Here is a 21,365-nt window from a genome sequence, read left to right on the forward strand (position 1 = left end):
GACCGGCGAACCTCAGGGCCGGGACCCGCGGCGGGAGCGGCGCCACATCCGCGCATCGTGATGTGCGCGCGCGCCGTCGCGACCGGCGACGGCACCGCCGTATTTGACCTCGCGCCGTGTTCCTGATTGACCGGCCCGGCATGACCACGAGCCTCTCCGCCGGCGGCGCGCCGCGCCTTGCCCCCGTCGACCGGATCGGCCGCGGGCTCGACGCGCTGAGCCTCACCCACGGCAGGGCCGCCGCCGCTCTGCTGGCGCTGTGCCTGCTCCTGTTCCTGCCGGGCCAGATCTCGCTGCAGCCGATGGACCGGGACGAGCCCCGGTTCGCCCAGGCCTCGAAGCAGATGCTGGAGAGCGGCGACCTCGTGGATATCCGCTTCCAGGGCGAGGCGCGGCACAAGAAGCCGGTGGGGATCTACTGGGCGCAGGCCGCCGCCGTGGCGGCCGGCGAGGCGCTGGGCGTGCCCGGCGCCCGCACCCAGATCGCCCTGTACCGCATCCCGTCGCTGATCGGCGCCGTCGCCTCGGTCCTGCTCGCCTATTGGGGGGCGCTCGCCTTCCTGCCCCGACGGTCGGCGCTGCTCGCCGCCGCCCTCTACGGCGCCTGCCTGATGCTCTCGGCCGAGGCCCACCTCGCCAAGACGGACGCGCTGCTCGCCGCCTGCGCCACCGCGAGCCTCGCCGCGCTCGCCCGCACGTGGCTGGCGCCGCGGGACGGCAGGCCGGTCTCGGGGCCGACCTTCGCGGCGTTCTGGCTCGGCATGGCGGTCGGGATCCTGGTGAAGGGGCCGATGGTGCCGCTCTTCGTCGCGCTGCCGGCGCTCGGCCTGTCGCTCGTCGCGCGGTCCGGCCGCTGGCTGCTGCCCCTGCGGCCGGGGCCGGGCCTCGCCCTGACGCTCCTGCTGGTGGCTCCCTGGTTCGCGGCGATCGCCTGGAAGAGCGGCGGCGCCTTCTACGCCGAGGCGGTCGGGCACGACATGCTCGGCAAGGTCGGCGGGGTGGCCGAGCGGCACTGGGGACCGCCCGGAGCCTACGCGCTCGTGTTCTTCGCGACCTTCTGGCCCGGGGCGGCCTTCGCCGCCATGAGCCTGCCCTTCGCGTGGCGGGCGCGGCGGGAGCCCGCCGTGATCTTCCTGATCGCCGCGGTGCTGCCGGCCTGGCTGATCTTCGAGGCGGTGCCCACCAAGCTGCCCCACTACGTGCTGCCGCTGATGCCCTGGCTCGCGATCCTGACCGTGCTGGCGCTGAACCGGGGCGCGCTGGACCCGCGCCTGCGGGGCGCCCGCCTGACGGCCCTGCTGCTGCCGGCGATCCCGGTCGCCCTGACCCTCGGCCTCTGCCTCACCGGCTGGCGCCTCGACGCCCACACCATCCCGTGGCCGGCCCTCCCGCTGCTCGCCGCCGCCTGCGCGGTCGCATTCCTGGCCTGGCTCGCCTTCGCGCAGGGATCCGCCGAGCGCGCGCTCGTCCTCGGCGTGCTGGCCTCCGCCCTGCTCGGGCCCGCGGTGCTCGGCGTGGCGCAGCGCTCGCTGCCGGCCCTGAAGGTCTCGCCGCGGCTCGCGGCCCTGCGCGACCGGATGCCCTGCCCGAACCCGCTCGTGGCGAGCCTCGGCTACCGCGAGCCGAGCCTCGTCTTCCTCGTCGGCACCGGCCTCGCCCTGCCGCCCGACGGCGCCGCCGCCCGGTCCTTCCTCGAGGGCGGCGGCTGCCGCCTGCTCTTCGTAGAGTCCCGGGACCGCGACGATTTCAACGCGGCCTGGCCGGTGGGACGCGGTGCGCCCGCGCCCCTGGCGGAGGTCGAGGGCTTCAACCTCAACACCGGCCGCCGGGTCTTCGTGACGGCCTACGCGGTGGCCCCGTGAGCGGATCTCCCCATCTCAGCGTCGTCGTGCCGGTCAAGAACGAGGCCGGCAACATCGCGCCCCTGGTGGCCGAGATCGAGGCCGCCTGCGCGGGCCTCGCCTTCGAACTGATCTACGTGGACGACGGCTCCACCGACGGCACGCCGGCGGCCCTGGCGGCGGCCCGGGCGGGGCGCCCCTGGCTGCGGGTGCTGCGCCACGCGCGGAGCGGCGGCCAGTCGGCGGCGGTGCGCAGCGGCGTCCTGGCGGCCCGCGGCGGGATCGTCGCGACCCTCGACGGCGATGGCCAGAACGATCCGGCCTTCATCCCCGCGCTGCTCGAGGCCCTTGAGGCGGCGGGACCGGGGGCCGGTCTCGCCCAGGGCCAGCGGCGCGGCCGCAAGGACGGCCGCTTCAAGATGCTCCAGTCCCGGATCGCCAACGGCGTGCGCGGCCGGATCCTCAACGATTCCACCCGCGACACCGGCTGCGGCCTGAAGGTCTTTCGCCGCGCCGTGTATCTCAGGCTGCCGTACTTCGACGCCCTGCACCGGTTCATGCCGGCCCTGGTCGCCCGCGAGGGCTTCTCCGTCGTCCACCGCGACGTGGTCGACCGGCCGCGGCTGACGGGCGTGTCCAATTACGGCCTGTTCGACCGCCTCTGGGTGGGGCTTCTGGATCTCGCCGGCGTCTGGTGGCTGATCCGGCGCAAGCGCGCGGACCCGCGGCCCGAGGAGATCGCCGGCCCCGCCGGCGCGCCGGCGGAGCCGCCGGCCGGCCAACCCGCGGACCAGGACGTCGGATGCTGATCCAGCTCGCCCACGATCTGCCGGCCTATTTCTACGACGTGTTCGTCACCCGGCTCGACTTCTGGCTGGTGTTCGGAATCGTCGCCCAGGTGGTGTTCGGATCGCGCTTCATCCTGCAATGGATCGCCAGCGAGCGGGCCGGGCGGAGCGTGATGCCGCTGTCGTTCTGGTTCCTGTCGATCCTCGGCGGGATGATGACGCTGGTCTACGGGTTCATGCGCCGCGAGCCGGTGATCATCATCGGCCAGAGCCTCTCCACCGGCATCTACCTGCGCAACCTCGCGCTGATCTTCCGCGAGCGGCGGAGGAAGCGGGGCGCCGCATGACACGGACGCCGCTGCCCGCCTTCTACGACGACCTCGACGCCACCTTCGCGGAACTCTGGCGGCTGCTGGCGGACGGGGCCGCCCATGGCCGTGGCGGCTTCCACCTGCCGACCCTGGCGACGCTCGGGGCCGACGGCGGGCCGCGGCTGCGCACCGTGGTCCTGCGCGCCGCCGACCCGGCCGAGGGGACGCTCCGGTTCCACTGCGACCGCCGCTCCGACAAGGCCGCCGAGATCCTGGCCGCCCCCGCCTGCGCCCTGGCCGCCTACGACGCGGCCGCGAAGATCCAGATCCGCGTCGAGGGCCGCGCCGCGCTGCACACCGACGACGCTCTGGCCGAGGCGGCCTGGACCGGGTCCCGGGCGATGAGCCGGGTCTGCTACGGGGCCGAGCCCGGCCCCGGCACGTCGCTTCCGGCGGGGGACGCCTACAGCCTGCCGGACGAGACCGCGGCCGCGACGCTCGGCCGGCCGCACTTCGCCGCCGTTCTGGTTCGGGCCGAGCGGCTGGATTTCCTCTATCTCGACCGCCGCGGACACCGCCGGGCCGCCTGGCATCGGCTGGCCGGCGGGTGGTCCGGTGGCTGGATCGCGCCGTAGCCGGAGCGCCGTCCGCGAGCCGGGCCGCCCGGGGTCGGCTCGCCGGTCCGGATGGCAGCCCTGCACCGCCCGGCCTGTCGCGATCGGGCCGTCCGGGCTAAAGCCCGCGGACCCGGCCGCCCATCCGGGTCGACCGGGAGGACTCCGTGGGCCTCGTCTACGCGCTCGCCGCCTATCTGAGCTGGGGCCTCGTGGTCCCGGTGCATTTCCGGATGCTCGGGGCCTACACGCCGTACCACATCCTGTCGGAGCGGATCGTCTGGTCGAGCGTGTTCGCCGGCGCGCTGGCGCTGATCCTCGCGGCCCGCCACCGCCTCAACCTGCCGCTGCCGCTCCGGAAGCGCCACGCGCTGCTGGTGCTCTCGGCGGCGATGATCGGCGTGAACTGGCTGCTCTACCTCTACGCCGTCAGCGGGGGTCACCTGCTCGACGCGAGCCTCGGCTACTACATCAATCCCCTGGTGAGCGTGGCCTTCGGCCGGGTGGTGCTGGGCGAGCGCCTGCGGCCGGCGCAGGCCGTCGCGATCGGCATCGCCGCGACGGGCGTCGCCGTCGCGGTGGTGTGGGCCGGAGAACTGCCCCTGATGTCGCTGTCGCTGGCGGTGAGCTTCGCCCTCTACGGGCTTGCCCGGAAGATCGTCGGCGTCGACGCGCTGGTCGGCTTCCTGGCCGAGACCCTGCTGCTGCTGCCGGCGGCGATCGTCTGGCTCGTCCTGTCGCCCGAGCCGTTCCTGCCGGCCGCGCCGGGGGACCGTGCCCTGCTGATGCTGACGGGGCTGACCACCGCGCTGCCGCTGATCTGGTTCGCCGCGGCGGCGGTGCGCCTGCGGCTCACGACCCTGGGCCTCCTGCAGTACGTGGCGCCGACCTGCCTGCTCGTCCTGAGCGTCCTCGTCTACGGCGAGCGCGTCGAACCGCATCGGGCGCTGATGCTCGCGCTGATCTGGGTGGCGCTCGCGCTCTACACGATCGACGCCCTGCGGTTTCGCCGGCCGCCGGCCCCCGCGGCCCCGCGGTCGGATCCGGACGCGATGCGTGTATAAGGAATACTGGTTCGAGCCGCCGCGGGGCGGGTGACGGGACAGCGTCGGGTCGATGAGCGAGACTGAGAGCGGCCCAGGATCCGTCACGGAGGCCGATTACCGCAACCTCGCCGAGACGCTGCCGCAGCTCGCCTGGATCGCCGAGGCCGACGGCACCATCGTCTGGTACAATCAGCGCTGGTACGACTACACAGGCACCTCCCTCGACGAGATGCGGGGCTGGGGCTGGCGCACGGTCCACCACCCGGACCACGTCGCGTCGGTGACCGAGCGCTACCGCGCCGCGATCACGCTGGGCCGGTCCTGGGAAGACACGTTCCCGTTGCGCGGCCGCGACGGGAGCTACCGCTGGTTCCTGTCGAAGGCGCTGCCCCACCGGGACGGATCCGGGCGGATCCTGCGCTGGTACGGGACCAACACCGACATCACCGTCCGCCGCGCGGTCGAGGAGCGCCTGCGCCATTCCGAGCAGCGCTTCCGGGCGCTGGTGGACGCCTCGGCGGCGGTGATCTGGAACACGGACGCGGCCGGCGAACTGATGCCGCCGCAGGTCCGGTGGAGCACCTATACCGGCCAGACCGAGGAGGCCTACCAGGGCTGGGGCTGGCTGGACGCCGTCCATCCCGACGACCGGGGCCACGCGGCCGATGCCTGGGCGGCCTGCGTGGAGGCGCGCGCGACCTACGAGGTCGAGTACAGGCTGCGCCGGCACGACGGGGCTTGGCGCGCCATGGAGGTGCGCGGCGTGCCGGTCCTCGCCGAGGACGGCTCCCTGCGGGAATGGGTCGGTACCTGCGTCGACGTCACCGAGCGCAAGGAGGCCGAGGAGGCGGTGGAGCGCGCCCGACAGGCCGCCGAGGCGGCCAACCGGGCGAAGAGCCAGTTCATCGCCAACATGAGCCACGAGCTGCGCACCCCGCTCTCGGCGGTGATCGGCTACTCCGAGATGCTCGGCGAGGAGCTGGAGGATATCGGCCAGGCCGCCCTCCTGCCGGACCTGCGCAAGATCGAGGCGGCCGCCCGTCACCTGCTGTCGCTGATCAACGACGTCCTCGACATCTCGAAGATCGAGGCCGGCCGCATGACCGCCTCGGCCGAGACCTTCACGGTGGCCGACCTGCTCCGGGACGTCTCCGATTCCACCGGATCCCTGGTCGAGAAGAAGGGCAACCGCTTCGTCCTCGACGCCGGCGCGGCGGGCGAGGCCGGCCTGGGCTCCATGCACCAGGACCAGACCAAGATCCGCCAGTGCCTGCTGAACCTGATCGGCAACGCCGCGAAGTTCACCGAGCGGGGGACGATCACCCTGACGGTGCGGCGGCACCGGGACGCGGGGGCCGACTGGCTGTCCTTCGCGGTCGCCGACACCGGCATCGGCCTGACCGAGGCCCAGATCGACCGCCTGTTCGAGCGCTTCGTCCAGGCCGACGATTCGACCACCCGGCAGTTCGGCGGGACGGGCCTCGGGCTCGCCATCACCCGCGCGTTCTGCCGGACGATGGGCGGCGATATCGGCGTCGACAGCACCCCGGGCGCGGGCGCGACCTTCACGATCCGCCTGCCCGCGACCCTGCGCCCGGAGGACGCGCCGCCGACCGAGGCCGAGGCGCACACGCCGGTGGAGCCGCACGAGGAGCACGAGACGGTGCTGCTGGTCGACGACGACCCGGCCGCCCGGGAGCTGCTCCAGCGCTTCCTGGAACGGGAGGGCTTCCACGTCCGCAGCGCCAACGACGGCCGCGCCGGCCTGACGCTCGCCCGGGCCCTGAAGCCGCGGGCGATCCTGCTCGACGTCGAGATGCCGCGCATGGACGGCTGGGCGGTCCTGCACGCGGTCCGCAACGACCCCGACCTCGCCGGGACGCCGGTGATCATGACCTCGGTGGTGGCCGAGCAGGGGCTCGGCCAGGCGCTCGGCGCCACCGACTACTTCGTCAAGCCGATCGACTGGGACCGGCTCAAGGGCCTGATGGAGCGCTACCGGCCCGCGGCGCCGAACGAGGCGCGGGTCCTCGTGGTCGACGACGACGCGGATGCCCGGGAGCGCCTGCGCCGGTCGCTCGGCCGCGAGGGCTGGACCGTCGACGAGGCGGAGAACGGCCGGATCGCCCTGGAGCGGGTCAGCCAGGCGCGGCCGAGCCTGATCCTGCTCGACCTGATGATGCCCGAGATGGACGGGTTCGGCTTCCTGCGGGCCCTCCGGTCGCGGCCCGACGGCGACGTGCCCGTGGTGGTGCTCACCGCCAAGGAGGTCACGGCGGCCGAGAAGGAGAGCCTGAACCGGCAGGCCGACCGGGTGATCGCCAAGGGCTCCATGAGCCTCGCGGAGATCGGCCGGCAACTGCGCGTCCTCTACGCGCGTTCGGCGACCGAGCCGGTGCCGGGGCAGCTCCAGGGTTTGCTGGATCGGCTCGCCGAGAAGGACGCGGGAGAACCACGATGAGCGCGGACGGGATCGATCCGGAGAAGGCGGTGGCCATCCGGCTGCGGGCGCGGCTCGCGGTGGTGGAGCGGGCGGCGTGGTTCGGCTTCGTCCACGCGATGAAGACCCGGCCGGTCGAGACCGAGGCCTACATCGCCTCGGAGCGGGCGCGCTGCACGGACGGGTTCGGCAGCGGCGCCTGGGCCAAGGACCTCACCGACGCCGAGCGGAGGATGCTCGCCGAGGAGGTCGACAGCGGGCTGGCGCAGCTGCTGGAGGATGCCCGCGCCGAGCTGTGAGGCTCGGCCGGAGGCGCGGAGGCTGGTCCGCGCGTCCCGATGGCAACGAAAGGCGTTCTCCCGCTTTGACGGCGTGACGTCGACGGGACGACGTCGCCGAGGCGCCCATGCTGTACGAACTCGCGACCCTCTCGTGCCCGCTGCTCGCGGTGGGTCAGGTCTCGGCAGGCGTCGAGGCCTGGCTGGACGATCCCGACGCCAAGGGCGAGCTGGTCGGCTGCTGGCGCAGCGAGATCGGGACGCTGGGGCGCCTGATCGTGCTGCGCGGCTTCGCGGCGCCCGAGGACATGACCGCCGAGCGCCGGCGCGCCCTCCTCAGCGCCAACCCGTTCAACGCCGGGCACGTGATCACCGCGCTGGAGATGGACAGCTACGCCCCGTTCCCCTTCCTGCCGCCGATCCGGACGGGCGACCGGGGCGGGGTGTACGAGATCCGGACCTATCGCCAGAAGCCGGGGGGCCTGCCGCCGACCCTCGCGGCCTGGGAGGCCGCGATCGGGCCGGCACGCGCCTACACGCAGCACCTCGTCGTCAACATGTACGCCCTCGACGGCGCGCCGCGCATCACGCACATCTGGGGTTTCCGCAGCCTGGAGGAGCGGGCCGCGCTGCGAGCCCGCGCCTACGAGGCGGGAATCTGGCCGCCGAAGGGCGGCCCGGACCAGATCGCCGAGGCGACCGCGACGATCGCGCTCCCCCAGGGGCGCTCGCCCCTGCGCTGACAGCCATCCGTCGAGAGCCGCAACCCGCGCTGGCGCCACCCCAGGGGGCGGCGCCAGCGCCGTCACTCAGCGGCGGCAGACGCCCCGCGGGCCGCGATAGAGGCCGGGCGGGCAGCCGCGGGGAGCGCCGGTGATGGCGCGGCGGATCGCACCGCGCGGGCCGCGATTCAGGCGGCAGCCGCCGTAGGCCCCGCGATGGGCGCCGAACCCGCAGCCGCCGCGGACGAGGGTGACGGCGGCGTCGCCGCCGGTCAGCGGTGCCACGGGCATCGCCTGGGCTCCGCCGGCGAACAGGGCGACGGACGCGGCGACGATCAGGCCGGTCATTCTCATGAGGTTCTCTCCCGCTGGGCACTGGGCGCGGCCCCGGGCGATCCGGACCGCGTCACGGCCTCCGGCCGCGGCCGGTAACCCCGTGCCCGCGGCATCGTTCCGCGCCGGGACGGGGCGGGCCGGCGCCGTCGATCAGGCGCCGAACACGTCGCGCCAGGCCGGCGGAAGGCCCGTGCCGGCCAGGGGCGGCGACGGCGCGTGTCCGGGCAGACTCGTCGCCGAGAACACGCCGCGGGCCACCGCCCGGGCCAGGACGCGCGCGGCGACGTCGCCGAGGCGGGCGAGGTCGACCACCGGTTCGGCGAGGGGCATGGCGCCGGTCGCCGCGGCGAAGACTAGGTCGCCGTCGAGGGGCGTGTGCGCCGGCACGAGCGCGCAGGCGAGTCCGTCCTGCGCGGCCACCGCGAGGCGCCGGCACTGCGCCTTGGTCAGCGCCGCGTCGGTCGCCACCACGGCCAGCGTCGTGGCGGCGCCCGGCAGCGCCCGGGCCGGGAAGGCGAGGGCCTCCGGCGGCACCCGGACCGGCGCGCCGAGACCACCGAACTCGTCGCCCTCTTCGAAGGGCGCCGCCCAGAAATGCGGCCCGGCGCCGATCGTCGCGTTGCCGAAGGCGTTCACGGCCGCGAGCGCCCCGACGCGGAAGCCCGTTCCCGGCACCTGCGCCGAGGCGGATCCGATCCCGCCCTTCAGTCGCCCGGTGCGCGCGCCTGTCCCGGCCCCGACCGAGCCCAGGGCGAAATCCTCCGCCGCGGCCGCGGCGGCCTGAAAGCCCAGCTCGCGATAGGGCGGATAGCGGCCCCAGGCCTTGTCCCCGCCGTTGGGGAGATCGAACAGGACCGCCCCGGGGACGATCGGCACCCGCATGGCGCCGACCGGGAAGCCGCGCCCGGCCTCGGCGAGCCACGCCGCCACGCCCGCCCCCGCGTCGAGGCCGAAGGCCGAGCCCCCGGAGAGCACGAAGGCGTCGACCCGCTCCACGGTGCGCTCGGGGTCGAGCAGGTCGGTCTCGCGGGTGCCCGGCCCGCCGCCGCGCACGTCGACCGCGGCGATGGCCGGCTCATCGAACACGATCGCGGTGACGCCGCTGGCGAGCCGCAGGTCGGTGGCGTGGCCGACCCGCAGGCCGGGAATGTCGGTGATGCGATTCTGCGGCATGGACCGAGCTTGCCACGCCGCGTCATCACCGCAAATCCGGCCGGGGCCGTTGACCGTCGGCCGGGGTTTCCCAGCTTTCAGACGGCACAGCGCGTCGAGGAGCACGGCATGGACGTCGGATTCATCGGAATGGGGCGGATGGGTCGCGCCATGGCGGCCAATCTCGCGCGGGCCGGCCACGCGGTCCGCGCCTGGAACCGCTCGCCGGAGGCCGCGCGCGGCATCGACGGCGTCACCCCGGTGGCGAGCGCCGCCGAGGCCTTCGCCGGGGACGCCGTGATCACCATGCTGGCCGACGACGCGGCCCTCGAGGCCGTGATCGTGGCCGGCAGCCTCCTCGACCGGCCGGAGCGCCCCGGCCTGCATATCGGGATGAGCACGGTCTCGGTGGCCCTGGCGAAGCAGCTCGCCGCCGTCCACGCGCGGGCGGGCGTCCCCTACGTCTCGGCCCCGGTCTTCGGGCGGCCGGACGTGGCGGAGGCCGGGAAGCTCAACATCGTTGCGGCGGGAGAGGGAGCCCTCATCGACCGCGCCGGCCCGCTCCTCGACGCGATGGGCGCCAGGACCTGGCGCTTCGGCGACGACCCGACGCGGGCGAACGCCGTCAAGCTCGCCGGCAACTTCATGCTGATCTCGGCGATCGAGGCCATGGCCGAGGCCTGCGCCCTGACGGAGGGCCACGGGGTCCCGGGGGCCGAGTTCCTCGACCTGATGACCAACACGCTGTTCGCCTCACCGGTCTACAAGGGCTACGGCGCCTCGATCGCGCAGAACCGCTACGAGCCGCCGGGCTTCATCCTCAAGCTCGGGGCCAAGGACGTGCGGCTCGCCCTCCAGGCGGCCGAGGGCGCCGGGGTGCCGATGCCCTTCGCGAGCGTGCTGCGGGACGGTCTCATCGAGGCGATCAGCCACGGCGACGGCGAGAAGGATCTCGCGGCACTCGCCCGCGTCTCCGCCCGGCGCGCAGGGCAGGGTTGAGATCGACGACGATGTCTCGCTTTTCTGGCGAGCCTTAACGCGTCATTTCAACCTCACGACAGAGTGTCCGGCCAGCTATAGGCACGGATACCAATAAATGCGCACACATTCCTATTCGCTGCGCAAGATGACTCTGTCTACGAAAGTCATCCTGCTGGCGATGCTCGCCGTGACACTCACCGCCGGCGCCATCTGGATCACGGTCTCGCGGCAGACCTGGTCGCAGATGGAGGCGCGTCAGCGCACCAACGGCGAGCGCAACCTGAGAACTCTGGCGCTCGTGCTGGCGGCGCGGGTCGAGGGCGCGGCGGCGGATCTCGACGGCGCGCGCGTCGCCCGGGTGTCGACGCCGAGCCTGTCGGGCTTCGCCGATGCCCGCGTCGTGGACGACGCCGTCGCCTACTCGGGCGGCCTGGCGACGGTGTTCAGCTACGAGCCCGCCTCCGACAGCTTCGTGCGGCGCCAGACCACGGTGCGCCGGGAGGACGGGACCCGCGCGGTCGGCACGGCGCTCGCCGCCGACAGCCCTGCCCAGGCCGCGATCCGCGCCGGGCGGACCTACGAGGGGCCGGCGACCCTGTTCGGGCGGCGCTACCACACGGTCTACCAGCCGACGGTCGACGCCGCCGGCAAGGTGAACGGCATCCTGTTCGTCGGCCTGCCGATCGAGATGTACTTCGACGCCCACGCCCAGACGATGACGAGCCTCAGCGTCGCCGCCCTGATCATCGCGGTGCTGGCCTGCGCCCTCGTGGGGCTGGCCGCGGCGCGGCTGTTCCGGCCCTTCTCGGCGATCGCCGCGCGGATCGAGGCCCTCGCGGCCGGCGACCTGGACTCGGCGATCCCCCACGCGGCGCGCGGCGACGAGATCGGCACGGTGGCGCGCGCCCTCGAGGTGCTGCGCGTCTCCGGCCTGCGGACCCGGGAACTCGAGAGCCTGCAGAGCGCGGGCGCGGCCGACGAGACGCGGCGGCGGGCCGCGCTCGACCGCGCCATCGAGGCGTTCCGGGGCCAGATCGTCCGCCTGAAGGACGCGCTGACCGCCAGCACCGGCGCGATGCGCGCCCGGGCCGGCGAGATGGCGGCCAGCTCCGCCGAGGCGGAGGCCGCCGTCGCCGAGACCGAGCGCGGCTCGCACGAGACCTCCGCCAGCGTCCAGACCGTCGCGAGCGCCGCCGAGGAGCTCTCCGCCTCCATCGCGGAGATCGGAACCCAGCTCGACCAGGCCGAGGCCCTGGTGGCCACGGCCGCCGCGGAGTCGGACGCCATGAACGCCGAGATCGGCGAGCTCGCCGAGGCCGCAGGGCGCATCGGCGCGGTGGTCGGGCTGATCCGCCAGATCGCCGAGCAGACCAACCTGCTGGCGCTCAACGCCACGATCGAGTCCGCCCGGGCCGGCGCCGCCGGCAAGGGCTTCGCCGTGGTGGCCGCGGAGGTGAAGGCGCTGGCGTCGCAGACCGCGCGGGCGACCGAGGAGATCGGCAGCCAGATCGCCGGCGTGCAGGCCTCGACGACGGCGGCCGTGGCGGCCATCGGCCGGATGGGCGAGCGGATGCGGGCGGTCAGCGCCACCACGGGTGGGATCGCGTCGGCGGTCTCGGCCCAGGGCGCGGCCACCGCCGAGATCTCCCGCAACGTCGCCGACACGGCCGGCGCCACCGAGGCCATCGCGGGCGGCCTGACCACGGTCGCCGGCGCCGCGCGGCGCTCGGCCCGCATGGCCGCCACGGTCACCGAGGCGGCTCAGACCGTCGACGCGGTCGCGGCCGACCTCGAGGGCGAGATCGAGCGCTTCCTCGGTCAGGTCGCGGCCTGAGCCCTCAGAGCCCGTAGCGGGCGAAGGCCGCGCGCTCCGCGAACGCGGCCATCGCCCCCTCGGCCAGGTCGATCCCGCCCGGCGCGCCGCCCCGGCGCAGGATGCGGGAGAGCAGGCCGCCGCGCGCCTCGGCGACGAGGCGCAGGTCGACCTTCTCGCCGAAGCGCGCGCGCATCGCGGTGCGCACGTCGCCCAGGGCGTCGACGAGGCCGAGGGGCAGCGCCTGCCGCCCGGTCCAGACCGCGCCGGTGAACAGGTTCTCGGACGTCGACAGGCCCGGGCGCCGGGCCGTGACGAGGCCGGTGAACAGGTCCTGCACGTCGGCCTGGATGCGCTTCAGGCGCTCCACGTCGGCGGGATCCTCCGGGCGGAACGGGTCGAGCATCGACTTCGCCTCGCCCTGCGTGTGCACCCGGCGCTCGACGCCGAGCTTCTCCAGGAGGCCGTGGAAGCCGAAGCCGGCGGAAACCACGCCGATCGAGCCGACGATCGAGGTCGGGTCGGCGACGATCTCGTCGGCCGCGCAGGCGATCATGTAGCCGCCGGAGGCCGCGACATCCTCCACGAAGGCGATCACCGGGACGCCCTTCTCCTCGGCCAGCGCCCGGATGCGGCGGTGGATCAGGTGCGACTGCGCCGGCGAGCCGCCGGGCGAGTTGATCACCAGCGCCACCGCCTTCACCCCCGGCATCCCGAAGGCGCGCTCCAGGCTGCCCGCGACGCCCCCGATCGAGAGCCCCGGCCGGATCGGCGAGACCGCCCCGATCGTGCCCGACAGCCGGACCACCGCGACCCGCGGGCGTCGGTCCCGGAAGCGGCGCGGGAGGAGGGCGCGGAATGTGTCGGGGAACGCGAACGCCATGGGAGTCTTACGCGGCTCATCGGGAAACCGGGCGGGGGACGGCCCGGAAGCGCCTCTTGCGGAAACTGGGCGCTTTCCGGCCCCGCGCAAGGGTGGTGCGCGAGGGTGGTGCGCGAGGGTGGTGCGCGAGGGTGGTGCGCGAGGGCGGCGCGTCTGCGCAGTCAGAACGGATCGAACCGTTTGCCGACCTTGGCCGTTTCAGGCGACGGCGCGAGCCTCGTGCCGGCCCGGATCCGCTGGACTCGGACGGGCGCTCACACGGGAGAGAAACGATGCGACCCTGGCCGATCCTGGTCCTCCTCGCCGCGCTGCTCGGCGGGCTGGCGAGTGCGCCCGCGCGCGCGGCGCCCCTGCCGGTCCCCGCGAGCGCCGAGGCCGCCGCGCCCGCCCCCGCGGTGCAGCAGGCCCACTGGCGCCACCGCCGCCACTGGCACCGCCGCCACCACTGGCGCCGCCACTGGCACCACCGCCGCCACCACTGGCACCGTCGCCATCACTGGCACCGGCACCACCATTTCCGCCGGCACTGGCACCGCCACCACGTCTGGCATGGCCGCCCGTACGCCCGTCCGTACGGCCACCGGCACGTCACGTTCTACTGAGCGCAGCCCTGCGCGTCCCGGCCCGATCCGGCCGGGACGCATCCCTGCCGGGACGCGCGCCGGCAGCCGCGCTGCGACCTTGCGGGCAGCCTCGGAAAACCTTATTTAACCGTCTGATATCACTGCTCTTCCGAGAGGCCGTTCCGGCGCATCGCGCGCCACCCGGGAACGGCCGTGAGCACCGCCCGTCCGGGCTTCAGAACGGATACCGACTTGGCCGAGAACGATCCGACTGGCGCCGCCCCGCCCGCCAGCGACATCCGCCCCGTCTCCATCACCGACGAGATGCGCCGCTCCTACCTCGATTACGCGATGAGCGTGATCGTGAGCCGGGCGCTTCCCGACGCCCGCGACGGTCTCAAGCCGGTGCACCGGCGCATCCTCTACTCCGCCTTCGAATCCGGGCACCTGCCCGAGCGGAAATACGTCAAGTCGGCCCGCATCGTCGGCGACGTGATCGGTCTGTACCACCCGCACGGCGACCAATCGATCTACGACGCCCTCGTGCGGATGGCGCAGGACTTCTCCATGCGCCTCATGCTCATCGACGGGCAGGGCAATTTCGGCTCGGTGGACGGCGATCCGCCGGCCGCCATGCGCTACACCGAATCGCGGCTGGCCAAGCCCGCGACCGCGCTGCTCACCGATATCGACAAGAACACCGTCGATTTCGGACCGAACTACGACGAGTCGCGCGAGGAGCCGACCGTCCTGCCGGCCCGCTTCCCGAACCTGCTGGTCAACGGCGCGGGCGGCATCGCGGTCGGCATGGCGACCAACATCCCGCCGCACAATCTCGGCGAGCTGATCGACGCCTGCGTGGCGCTGATCGACGATCCGGGCCTGACCATCGAGCAGCTCACCGAGATCGTGCCCGGCCCGGACTTCCCGACCGGCGGCATGATCCTCGGCCGGGCCGGCACGCGGCAGGCCTACGCGACGGGTCGCGGCTCGGTGATCATGCGCGCGAAGTCGCATGTCGAGGAGCTGCGCAAGGAGCGCGAGGCGCTGATCTTCACCGAGATCCCCTATCAGGTGAACAAGGCGACGCTGGTCGAGAAGATCGCCGAGCTGGTGAAGGAGAAGCGCGTCGAGGGCATCTCGGACCTGCGCGACGAGTCCGACCGGACGGGCATGCGCATCGTCGTCGAGATCAAGCGCGACGCCATGGCCGACGTGGTGCTGAACCAGCTCTACCGGTTCACGCCGCTGCAGAGCTCCTTCGGCTGCAACATGGTGGCGCTGAACGGCGGCCGCCCCGAGCTGATGAACCTGAAGGACCTGCTCCAGGCCTTCGTGGATTTCCGCGAGGAGGTCGTCTCCCGCCGGACCAAGTTCCTCCTCGGCAAGGCCCGCGAGCGCGCCCACGTCCTGTGCGGCCTCGCGATCGCGGTCGCCAACATCGACGAGGTGATCCGCCTGATCCGGACCTCGCCGGACCCGAACACGGCCCGCGAGGCCCTGATGGCCCGCGACTGGCCGGCCCACGACATCGCGCCGCTGATCGCGCTCGTGGACGACCCGCGCCACCGCGTCGCCGAGGACGGGACCTACCGCCTGTCCGAGACCCAGGCCCGCGCCATCCTCGACCTGCGCCTGCAGCGCCTCACGGCGCTCGGCCGCGACGAGGTCGGCGACGAGCTGAAGACCCTGGCCGACGAGATCGCCGACTACCTCGACATCCTGCGCTCGCGCGCCCGCATCCAGGGGATCGTCAAGGGCGAGCTCGCCGAGGTCCGCGAGCAGTTCGCCACCCCGCGCCGGACCGAGATCGTCGACTTCGACGGCAGCGTCGAGGACGAGGACCTGATCGCCCGCGAGGACATGGTGGTGACCGTGTCGCACGCCGGCTACGTGAAGCGCGTGCCGCTCTCGACCTACCGGGCCCAGCGCCGCGGCGGCAAGGGCCGCTCCGGCATGGCGACCCGCGACGAGGATTTCGTCACCCGCCTGTTCGTGGCCAACACCCACACGCCGGTGCTGTTCTTCTCCAGCCAGGGCCAGGCCTACAAGGAGAAGGTCTGGCGGCTGCCGATGGCCGCCCCGAACGCCCGCGGCAAGGCGCTGGTGAATATCCTGCAGTTGCAGGACACCTCCGAGCGCATCACCACGATCATGCCGCTGCCCGAGGACGAGGCGTCGTGGGAAACGCTCGACGTCATGTTCGCGACCGCGCGCGGCAACGTCCGGCGCAACAAGCTGTCGGACTTCACCACGGTGAACCGCAACGGCAAGATCGCCATGAAGCTCGACCCGGGCGACCACATCGTCCACGTCGAGATCTGCCGTCCGGACCAGAACGTCCTGCTGACCACGGCGCTCGGCCAGTGCATCCGCTTCCCCGTCGAGGACGTGCGCGTCTTCAAGGGCCGCGACTCGACCGGCGTGCGCGGCATCCTGCTCGGGAAGGACGACAAGGTCATCTCGATGACCATCCTGAACGCCTTCGACGCCACCGCGGAGGAGCGGGCCGGCTACCTGAAGATGCGCCGCGCCGTGACCGGCGAGGCCGAGGAGAACGGCGACGCGGAGCCCGAGGACGGCGCCGAGGCGGCGGCGATCTCGCTCGACCGCTACAACGAGATGGGCGCGGCCGAGCAGTACGTGCTGACCCTGTCGGAGCGGGGCTTCGGCAAGCGCTCCTCGTCGTTCGAGTACCGGACCTCGGGACGCGGCGGGAAGGGCATCACGGCGATGCGGGTCAATGCCCGCAACGGCAGCCTCGTGGCGTCCTTCCCGGTCGAGGCCTCGGACCAGATCATGCTGGTCACCGACGGCGGCCAGCTGATCCGCGTGCCGGTGGACGACATCCGCATCGTCGGCCGCGCCTCGCAGGGCGTGACGGTGTTCAACACCGCCAAGGACGAGAAGGTCGTCTCGGTGGAGCACATCGAGGGCGAGGACGAGGGCGCCGAGGCCGGTCCCGAGGGCGGCGAGGAGGCCTGAGGCGCCGCCCGGTTCCGTCCGGCGCGAAAATGCTCTAGGTCGGGTCGCGATGACCCGCACTGCCCTCTACGCCGGCTCGTTCGATCCGGTCACGAACGGCCATCTCGACGTGGTCCGCCAAGCCTGCCGGCTGGTGGACCGCCTCGTGATCGCCATCGGCGTCCACCCCGGCAAGGCGCCGCTGTTCTCCGCCGAGGAGCGGGCGGCGCTACTCAGTGAGACCTGCGGGCCGGTGGCCCAGGCCGAGGGTGCGGCGCTGGAGATCGTCACTTTCAACGATCTCGCCGTCTCGGCCGCCCGGCGCTGCGGCGCCGCGATCTTCATCCGCGGCCTGCGCGACGGCACGGATCTCGACTACGAGATGCAGCTCGCCGGCATGAACGGCGCCATGGCGCCCGAGGTGCAGACCGTGTTCCTGCCCGCCTCGACGCAGGCCCGCCCGATCACCGCGACGCTGGTGCGCCAGATCGCCGGCATGGGGGGCGACGTCTCGCCCTTCGTGCCCGCTCCCGTCGCCGCGCGCCTCCGGCAGCGCTTCGCCGCCCATTCCTGACACCGGCCCGACCCTGGAAGGACTTCGATGAACCGACGCCACGCCCTCCTCGCGCTCGCCCTGACGCTCGGCACCGCTCAGGCGGCCCGGGCCGCCGACGCCAACACGGTCTATCTCCAGACCAAGGACGGGCGGATCACCATCGAGCTGCGGCCCGACATCGCGCCCAAGCACGTCAAGCAGATCAAGACCCTCGTCTCGCAGGGCTTCTACAACGGCCTCAAGTTCCACCGCGTCATCGACGGGTTCATGGCCCAGACCGGCGACCCGAAGGGCAACGGCACCGGCGGCTCCAGCCTGCCGAACATCCCGGCCGAGTTCACGCAATCGGCCCAGTTCCGCCGCGGCACCGTGGGCATGGCCCGCTCGCAGGATCCGAACTCGGCGAACTCGCAGTTCTTCATCTGCCTCGGCGACGCGCCGTTCCTGAACGGCCAGTACACGATCGTCGGCAACGTCACGGACGGGCTCGACGTCCTCGACAAGATCAAGAAGGCCGCCCCGGGCGCGCCGGGCGGGGCCGTCCAGGATCCCGACAAGATCGTCAGCATGACGCTCGCCGAGAAGGCCAAGTAGCGGCCGCATGCCGGGCCGGCGCGCCGCCTCGATCCTCCTGCTGAGCTTGATCCCGGCGGCCGCCGCGGCCTATGACGGCGCGCCGTTCTACGGCTACGCCGACGAGCCGGGGGGCGGCTACCCGCTGAGCCTGCCCCAGACCCTGCGCGCCACGGTCCCGGTCCCGGTCGCCCGGATGGCGACCAAGCCCGCCGACACCCTTGCCGAGCTCTACCCGGCGCTCGCCGCCTGCTGGCAGGCACCGGGCGGCCTCGGCCGCCCGAGCGGCGGGTCCGACGACATCGAGATCACCCTGCGGCTCGCGCTGCGGCGCGACGGCAGCCTGATCGGGCCGCCCCGCGTCACCTACGCGGCGGGGGTCGCGGGCGATCGGCGGAATACCCTGGTGCGCGGGACCCTCGACGCCCTCGCGCGCTGCACCCCGGTCCACATCACGCCGGGTCTGGGCCGGGCGATCGCGGGGCGGCCGGTGGCGCTCCGCTTCGTCTACCGCCCGCCGGCCTGAGCGCCGGCGAGACCGACACGGGCGCTGGCCGGATCCGGCACGCGCCGATACAGTTCCCCCAACCGGAAGGAAAGACTATGGCCGACAACGAGACCATCGTGCTGGAGACCACCAAGGGCCGCGTCGTGATCGCGCTGCGCCCCGACCTCGCCCCGGGCCACGTCGAGCGCATCAAGACGCTCGCCGCCCAGGGCTTCTACGACGGCGTGCCGTTCCACCGGGTGATCGACGGGTTCATGGCCCAGACCGGCGACCCGACCGGCACCGGCTCGGGCGGCTCCGACCTGCCGGACCTGAAGGCCGAGTTCAACGCCGAGCCGCACGTGCGCGGCACCTGCTCGATGGCGCGGACGAACTTCCCGCACTCGGCGAACTCGCAGTTCTTCATCTGCTTCGACGACGCCCGCTTCCTCGACAAGCAGTACACGGTGTGGGGCAAGGTCGTGGAAGGCATGGACGTGGTCGACACGATCAACAAGGGCGAGCCGCCGCGCTCGCCGGACAAGATCGTGAAGGCGGCCGTCGCGGCGGCCTGAGCTCGGATCAAGCCTCACAGCCGAAGGCATCTCCCGATGGCTTCGGCTGTACCGTCTTTGCGAGCGGAGCGAAGCGAGCCAGGGTCGCGCCACATCTCCAAGATGTCGTGCTGCCCTGTGTCACTTCGCTTCGCTCGCGATGACGGCGGGCCGCATCACCCGTGGTCCAGGGCTTCCGCCGCCGCCAGATCCGCCGGCGAATTGATGTTGAGGAACGGGTCCACCGGCTCGACCGGCCAGGTCGCGACCGCGGCCCCGTGGCGCGCGATGAAGGCGCCCACGCGCCGCTCGCCGCGTTCGAGATAGTCCCGAAGCGCGTTGCTCAGAGCCGTCGGCCAGAGCGCGATCGTGTAGTGCTGCCGCTCCCCTGAGGCCGCGAGCGCGATGCCGGTCTCCGGTCCGGCCGCGCCGAGGCGCGCTACCAGATCCTCCGGCAGGAACGGCGCGTCGCCCGACACGCTCACCACCCGCGCGATACCCCGCGCGCCGGCGTGCTCCAGCCCGGCGAGGATGCCGGCGAGCGGGCCCGGCTGATCCGGCACGGGGTCCGGCAGGACCGGACCGGGAAAGCCGGAGAACCGCGCCGGGTCGCCGTTGGCGCTGAGCGCCAGTCCCGCCCCGCATTGCGGCCCGAGCCGCTCGACCACCCGCTCCAGCAGGGTCCGCCCACCGAGCCGCAGCAGCGGCTTGTCGCCCCCGCCCATCCGCCGCGCCCGCCCGCCGGCGAGGATCAGGCCCAGGACCGGCGGCGGAAGAGGCGGGGAGGGCACAGGATCACTCGAAGACGATCTTCGGCGCCGTCCGCCCGGCCGGAGCGCCGGACAGGTTCGCCCAGAGCTGGGCGGCGATGTCCCGGTAGACCTTGGCGTGCGGCCCCTCCGGATCGGTCGCCACCACCGGCCGACCGGCATCCGAGGTCTCGCGGATCGTCATGTTCAGCGGCACCTCGCCGAGGAACGGCACGCCGAGCCGCTGCGCCTCGTTCCGCGCGCCGCCGTGCCCGAAGATGTGCGAGGCGTGGCCGCAATTCGGGCAGACGAAGGTCGCCATGTTCTCGATCACGCCGAGGATCGGCACCGCGACCTTCTTGAACATGGTCACGCCGCGCCGCGCGTCGATCAGCGCGAGATCCTGCGGGGTGGAGACGATCACGGCGCCGGACAGCGGCGTCGCCTGCGCCATGGTGAGCTGCGCGTCGCCGGTGCCGGGCGGCATGTCGACGAGCAGCACGTCGAGCTCGCCCCAGAGCACGTCGCGCAGCATCTGGGTGATGGCCGACTGCACCATCGGGCCGCGCCAGATCATCGCCGTCTCGGGCTCGATCAGGAAGCCGATCGACATGACCTTGAGGCCGTAGCCGACCATCGGCTCCATGGCCTTGTTGTCGACGACGTTGGGCTTGCCCGAGAGCCCGAACAGCTTCGGCACGGAGGGGCCGTAGATGTCGGCGTCCAGGAGGCCGACCTTCAGTCCCTGGGCCTGGAGCGCCAGGGCGAGGTTGCAGGCGGTGGTCGACTTGCCGACGCCGCCCTTGCCGGAGGCGACCGCCACGATGTGGCGCACGCCCGCGATCTGCGGGCCCTGGTTAGGCGGCGCGCCGGGCCGCGGCGGCGCGACCGGCGGCGGCGTCACGGGCCGGGGAGCGGCGCCGCTCTGGGCCGGGTGGCTCTGGTTCCGCTCGGAGGTGAGGCTCGCGAACACGCCCGAGACGCCCGGCATCTTCAGGACGCGCCCCTCGGCCTGGCGCCGCACCGGCTCGAACCGCTCGGCCTCGCTGGGATCGACGAGGATCGAGAACATCACGCGGCTGTTCGGATCGACCACGACCTGGGACAGCCGTCCCGAGCCGGGCAGGGTGGTGCCGGCGGCATCGACGGTGACGTCGGCGAGCGCCTTCAGCACGTCGTCGCGGGTGATCGCCAAAATCGTTCTCCACCGGGGCAAGCAGGTATGCCAGTGCATGTAACCGAGCGGGCCCAGAACACCAGACCCCGGGCCCGAGATCGGCGCGCGCCGGTGGCCCGCGTCCCCGCGGCCATCGCGCGCCGGAGCGGGGCGCCGCCCGGACCGGGCCGGCGTCAGTGCGGCCGGGCGATGAGGTTGCACGCCTCCATGGGACCGCGCACCACGGTCCCGTCGCCGCGCCGGTAGAGGCCGTGGCGCAGGCGACGGCAGCCGAGGGGGCCGCGCAGGCGCTTCACGCGCTCGATGTGGACGCTGCCGTAGCGGCGGTTCGAGAAATCGTGGCCGCCGATGCGCACGCCCGGGCCGAAGCGCACCTCGGCGCCGGCCGGCCGAGCGCCGAGACAGAGCGCGCCCAGCGCCAGCGCCGCGGCCGTGCATCCCAATCTCCGAACACCTCGCATCCGAACCTCCTCACCGCACGGGCAAGCTGAACCAACCGGAGACTGATCCGTTGTCGGGGCAGCCTTCGGGCGGGGC

The 21,365-nt window shown here is 73.3% G+C and carries 22 protein-coding genes; 16 read left to right on the forward strand and 6 right to left on the reverse strand.

All coding sequences use genetic code 11. The features are described 5' to 3' along the window. Positions 1 to 140 precede the first annotated feature (140 nt). The 8 genes from ACLBYG_RS07465 (at position 141) to ACLBYG_RS07500 (ending at position 8,061) form a co-directional block, all read left to right on the forward strand. Positions 141 to 1,862 (forward strand): ArnT family glycosyltransferase, encoded by a 1,722-nt coding sequence (locus ACLBYG_RS07465; protein ID WP_447681263.1) that lies wholly within the window; start codon positions 141 to 143, stop codon positions 1,860 to 1,862. Further along, positions 1,859 to 2,650 carry a glycosyltransferase gene (locus ACLBYG_RS07470; protein ID WP_020095405.1) on the forward strand — a complete coding sequence of 264 codons (792 nt, stop codon included), beginning with the start codon at positions 1,859 to 1,861 and terminating at the stop codon, positions 2,648 to 2,650. The genes ACLBYG_RS07465 and ACLBYG_RS07470 overlap by 4 nt, the downstream gene beginning before the upstream one ends. Next, entirely contained in the window at positions 2,644 to 2,976 is a 333-nt protein-coding gene (locus ACLBYG_RS07475) for a lipid-A-disaccharide synthase N-terminal domain-containing protein (RefSeq protein ID WP_447681045.1), read from the forward strand. Before ACLBYG_RS07470 ends, ACLBYG_RS07475 begins: the two co-directional genes overlap by 7 nt. Continuing rightward, complete coding sequence (locus tag ACLBYG_RS07480; RefSeq protein ID WP_447681046.1) at positions 2,973 to 3,575, forward strand: pyridoxamine 5'-phosphate oxidase family protein; 603 nt, start codon at positions 2,973 to 2,975, stop codon at positions 3,573 to 3,575. The genes ACLBYG_RS07475 and ACLBYG_RS07480 overlap by 4 nt, the downstream gene beginning before the upstream one ends. A gap of 146 nt (positions 3,576 to 3,721) precedes the next feature. Beyond that, a complete protein-coding gene (gene rarD, locus ACLBYG_RS07485) occupies positions 3,722 to 4,618 on the forward strand; it encodes an EamA family transporter RarD (RefSeq protein WP_020095402.1) in 897 nt (298 codons plus the stop codon). A gap of 52 nt (positions 4,619 to 4,670) precedes the next feature. After that, positions 4,671 to 7,061, forward strand: a complete 2,391-nt coding sequence (locus tag ACLBYG_RS07490) for a response regulator (RefSeq protein ID WP_447681047.1) — start codon at positions 4,671 to 4,673, stop codon at positions 7,059 to 7,061. Further along, positions 7,058 to 7,339: a hypothetical protein gene (locus ACLBYG_RS07495; RefSeq protein WP_447681048.1), complete on the forward strand. Its 282-nt coding sequence runs from the start codon at positions 7,058 to 7,060 to the stop codon at positions 7,337 to 7,339. Before ACLBYG_RS07490 ends, ACLBYG_RS07495 begins: the two co-directional genes overlap by 4 nt. 107 nt (positions 7,340 to 7,446) lie before the next feature. After that, positions 7,447 to 8,061: an NIPSNAP family protein gene (locus ACLBYG_RS07500; RefSeq protein ID WP_447681049.1), complete on the forward strand. Its 615-nt coding sequence runs from the start codon at positions 7,447 to 7,449 to the stop codon at positions 8,059 to 8,061. A 66-nt stretch (positions 8,062 to 8,127) separates the two neighbouring features. On the opposite strand, the gene ACLBYG_RS07505 is transcribed toward ACLBYG_RS07500, so the two are convergent. Together ACLBYG_RS07505 and ACLBYG_RS07510 are read right to left on the reverse strand one after the other, a co-directional pair. Beyond that, a complete protein-coding gene (locus ACLBYG_RS07505) occupies positions 8,128 to 8,394 on the reverse strand; it encodes a GCG_CRPN prefix-to-repeats domain-containing protein (RefSeq protein ID WP_165923109.1) in 267 nt (88 codons plus the stop codon). 132 nt (positions 8,395 to 8,526) lie between these two features. After that, positions 8,527 to 9,549 (reverse strand): P1 family peptidase, encoded by a 1,023-nt coding sequence (locus ACLBYG_RS07510; protein WP_447681050.1) that lies wholly within the window; start codon positions 9,547 to 9,549, stop codon positions 8,527 to 8,529. A gap of 108 nt (positions 9,550 to 9,657) precedes the next feature. Between ACLBYG_RS07510 and ACLBYG_RS07515 the strand changes: the two genes are divergently transcribed. Both ACLBYG_RS07515 and ACLBYG_RS07520 read left to right on the forward strand, forming a co-directional pair. Then, positions 9,658 to 10,527, forward strand: a complete 870-nt coding sequence (locus ACLBYG_RS07515; RefSeq protein WP_447681051.1) for an NAD(P)-dependent oxidoreductase — start codon at positions 9,658 to 9,660, stop codon at positions 10,525 to 10,527. A gap of 97 nt (positions 10,528 to 10,624) precedes the next feature. Beyond that, on the forward strand, positions 10,625 to 12,343 hold the full coding sequence (locus tag ACLBYG_RS07520) for a methyl-accepting chemotaxis protein (protein ID WP_447681052.1): 1,719 nt from the start codon (positions 10,625 to 10,627) through the stop codon (positions 12,341 to 12,343). Between the two features lie 4 nt (positions 12,344 to 12,347). Here ACLBYG_RS07520 and ACLBYG_RS07525 read toward each other — a convergent pair whose 3' ends face one another. After that, positions 12,348 to 13,205 carry a S49 family peptidase gene (locus ACLBYG_RS07525; protein WP_447681053.1) on the reverse strand — a complete coding sequence of 286 codons (858 nt, stop codon included), beginning with the start codon at positions 13,203 to 13,205 and terminating at the stop codon, positions 12,348 to 12,350. Between the two features lie 272 nt (positions 13,206 to 13,477). Here ACLBYG_RS07525 and ACLBYG_RS07530 point away from each other — a divergent pair, with 272 nt between their 5' ends. The 6 genes from ACLBYG_RS07530 to ACLBYG_RS07555 all read left to right on the forward strand — a co-directional run bounded on the left by ACLBYG_RS07530 (position 13,478) and on the right by ACLBYG_RS07555 (position 18,923). Then, positions 13,478 to 13,807, forward strand: coding sequence for a hypothetical protein (locus tag ACLBYG_RS07530; protein ID WP_056532391.1), 330 nt, complete (start codon positions 13,478 to 13,480; stop codon positions 13,805 to 13,807). Between the two features lie 213 nt (positions 13,808 to 14,020). Next, positions 14,021 to 16,753, forward strand: coding sequence for a DNA gyrase subunit A (gene gyrA / locus ACLBYG_RS07535; RefSeq protein ID WP_447681054.1), 2,733 nt, complete (start codon positions 14,021 to 14,023; stop codon positions 16,751 to 16,753). A 49-nt stretch (positions 16,754 to 16,802) separates the two neighbouring features. Next, complete coding sequence (gene coaD / locus ACLBYG_RS07540) at positions 16,803 to 17,306, forward strand: pantetheine-phosphate adenylyltransferase (protein ID WP_100252343.1); 504 nt, start codon at positions 16,803 to 16,805, stop codon at positions 17,304 to 17,306. Positions 17,307 to 17,333: 27 nt separating this feature from the next. Then, entirely contained in the window at positions 17,334 to 17,882 is a 549-nt protein-coding gene (locus ACLBYG_RS07545; RefSeq protein WP_020095390.1) for a peptidylprolyl isomerase, read from the forward strand. Positions 17,883 to 17,889: 7 nt separating this feature from the next. Next, the gene (locus ACLBYG_RS07550; RefSeq protein ID WP_447681055.1) at positions 17,890 to 18,387 is read left to right on the forward strand and encodes a hypothetical protein; all 498 of its coding nucleotides are present in this window, start codon (positions 17,890 to 17,892) and stop codon (positions 18,385 to 18,387) included. A 77-nt stretch (positions 18,388 to 18,464) separates the two neighbouring features. Continuing rightward, positions 18,465 to 18,923 carry a peptidylprolyl isomerase gene (locus tag ACLBYG_RS07555; protein ID WP_447681056.1) on the forward strand — a complete coding sequence of 153 codons (459 nt, stop codon included), beginning with the start codon at positions 18,465 to 18,467 and terminating at the stop codon, positions 18,921 to 18,923. Positions 18,924 to 19,078: 155 nt separating this feature from the next. Here the strand turns inward: ACLBYG_RS07555 and mobA are convergent, their stop codons facing one another. The 3 genes from mobA to ACLBYG_RS07570 all read right to left on the reverse strand — a co-directional run bounded on the left by mobA (position 19,079) and on the right by ACLBYG_RS07570 (position 21,289). After that, positions 19,079 to 19,627: a molybdenum cofactor guanylyltransferase MobA gene (gene mobA / locus ACLBYG_RS07560; RefSeq protein WP_447681264.1), complete on the reverse strand. Its 549-nt coding sequence runs from the start codon at positions 19,625 to 19,627 to the stop codon at positions 19,079 to 19,081. Positions 19,628 to 19,697: 70 nt separating this feature from the next. Continuing rightward, complete coding sequence (gene apbC / locus ACLBYG_RS07565) at positions 19,698 to 20,846, reverse strand: iron-sulfur cluster carrier protein ApbC (RefSeq protein WP_020095387.1); 1,149 nt, start codon at positions 20,844 to 20,846, stop codon at positions 19,698 to 19,700. A 155-nt stretch (positions 20,847 to 21,001) separates the two neighbouring features. Next, positions 21,002 to 21,289, reverse strand: a complete 288-nt coding sequence (locus ACLBYG_RS07570) for a hypothetical protein (RefSeq protein ID WP_447681057.1) — start codon at positions 21,287 to 21,289, stop codon at positions 21,002 to 21,004. Positions 21,290 to 21,365 lie beyond the last annotated feature (76 nt).

This window comes from Methylobacterium sp. D53M, from assembly GCF_053345625.1.

What these genes read in the sequence shown, in the direction of transcription:
- ACLBYG_RS07530 (WP_056532391.1), top strand. Translation starts at nt 13,478, where the DNA reads ATGCGACCCTGGCCGATCCTGGTCCTCCTCGCCGCGCTGCTCGGCGGG.
- ACLBYG_RS07525 (WP_447681053.1), bottom strand. Translation starts at nt 13,205, where the DNA reads ATGGCGTTCGCGTTCCCCGACACATTCCGCGCCCTCCTCCCGCGCCGC.
- ACLBYG_RS07505 (WP_165923109.1), bottom strand. Translation starts at nt 8,394, where the DNA reads ATGAGAATGACCGGCCTGATCGTCGCCGCGTCCGTCGCCCTGTTCGCC.
- ACLBYG_RS07515 (WP_447681051.1), top strand. Translation starts at nt 9,658, where the DNA reads ATGGACGTCGGATTCATCGGAATGGGGCGGATGGGTCGCGCCATGGCG.
- ACLBYG_RS07545 (WP_020095390.1), top strand. Translation starts at nt 17,334, where the DNA reads ATGAACCGACGCCACGCCCTCCTCGCGCTCGCCCTGACGCTCGGCACC.
- ACLBYG_RS07500 (WP_447681049.1), top strand. Translation starts at nt 7,447, where the DNA reads ATGCTGTACGAACTCGCGACCCTCTCGTGCCCGCTGCTCGCGGTGGGT.
- ACLBYG_RS07475 (WP_447681045.1), top strand. Translation starts at nt 2,644, where the DNA reads ATGCTGATCCAGCTCGCCCACGATCTGCCGGCCTATTTCTACGACGTG.
- ACLBYG_RS07550 (WP_447681055.1), top strand. Translation starts at nt 17,890, where the DNA reads ATGCCGGGCCGGCGCGCCGCCTCGATCCTCCTGCTGAGCTTGATCCCG.
- mobA (WP_447681264.1), bottom strand. Translation starts at nt 19,627, where the DNA reads ATGGGCGGGGGCGACAAGCCGCTGCTGCGGCTCGGTGGGCGGACCCTG.
- ACLBYG_RS07520 (WP_447681052.1), top strand. Translation starts at nt 10,625, where the DNA reads ATGCGCACACATTCCTATTCGCTGCGCAAGATGACTCTGTCTACGAAA.
- ACLBYG_RS07480 (WP_447681046.1), top strand. Translation starts at nt 2,973, where the DNA reads ATGACACGGACGCCGCTGCCCGCCTTCTACGACGACCTCGACGCCACC.
- coaD (WP_100252343.1), top strand. Translation starts at nt 16,803, where the DNA reads ATGACCCGCACTGCCCTCTACGCCGGCTCGTTCGATCCGGTCACGAAC.
- ACLBYG_RS07465 (WP_447681263.1), top strand. Translation starts at nt 141, where the DNA reads ATGACCACGAGCCTCTCCGCCGGCGGCGCGCCGCGCCTTGCCCCCGTC.
- ACLBYG_RS07570 (WP_447681057.1), bottom strand. Translation starts at nt 21,289, where the DNA reads ATGCGAGGTGTTCGGAGATTGGGATGCACGGCCGCGGCGCTGGCGCTG.
- ACLBYG_RS07495 (WP_447681048.1), top strand. Translation starts at nt 7,058, where the DNA reads ATGAGCGCGGACGGGATCGATCCGGAGAAGGCGGTGGCCATCCGGCTG.
- ACLBYG_RS07555 (WP_447681056.1), top strand. Translation starts at nt 18,465, where the DNA reads ATGGCCGACAACGAGACCATCGTGCTGGAGACCACCAAGGGCCGCGTC.
- ACLBYG_RS07510 (WP_447681050.1), bottom strand. Translation starts at nt 9,549, where the DNA reads ATGCCGCAGAATCGCATCACCGACATTCCCGGCCTGCGGGTCGGCCAC.
- ACLBYG_RS07490 (WP_447681047.1), top strand. Translation starts at nt 4,671, where the DNA reads ATGAGCGAGACTGAGAGCGGCCCAGGATCCGTCACGGAGGCCGATTAC.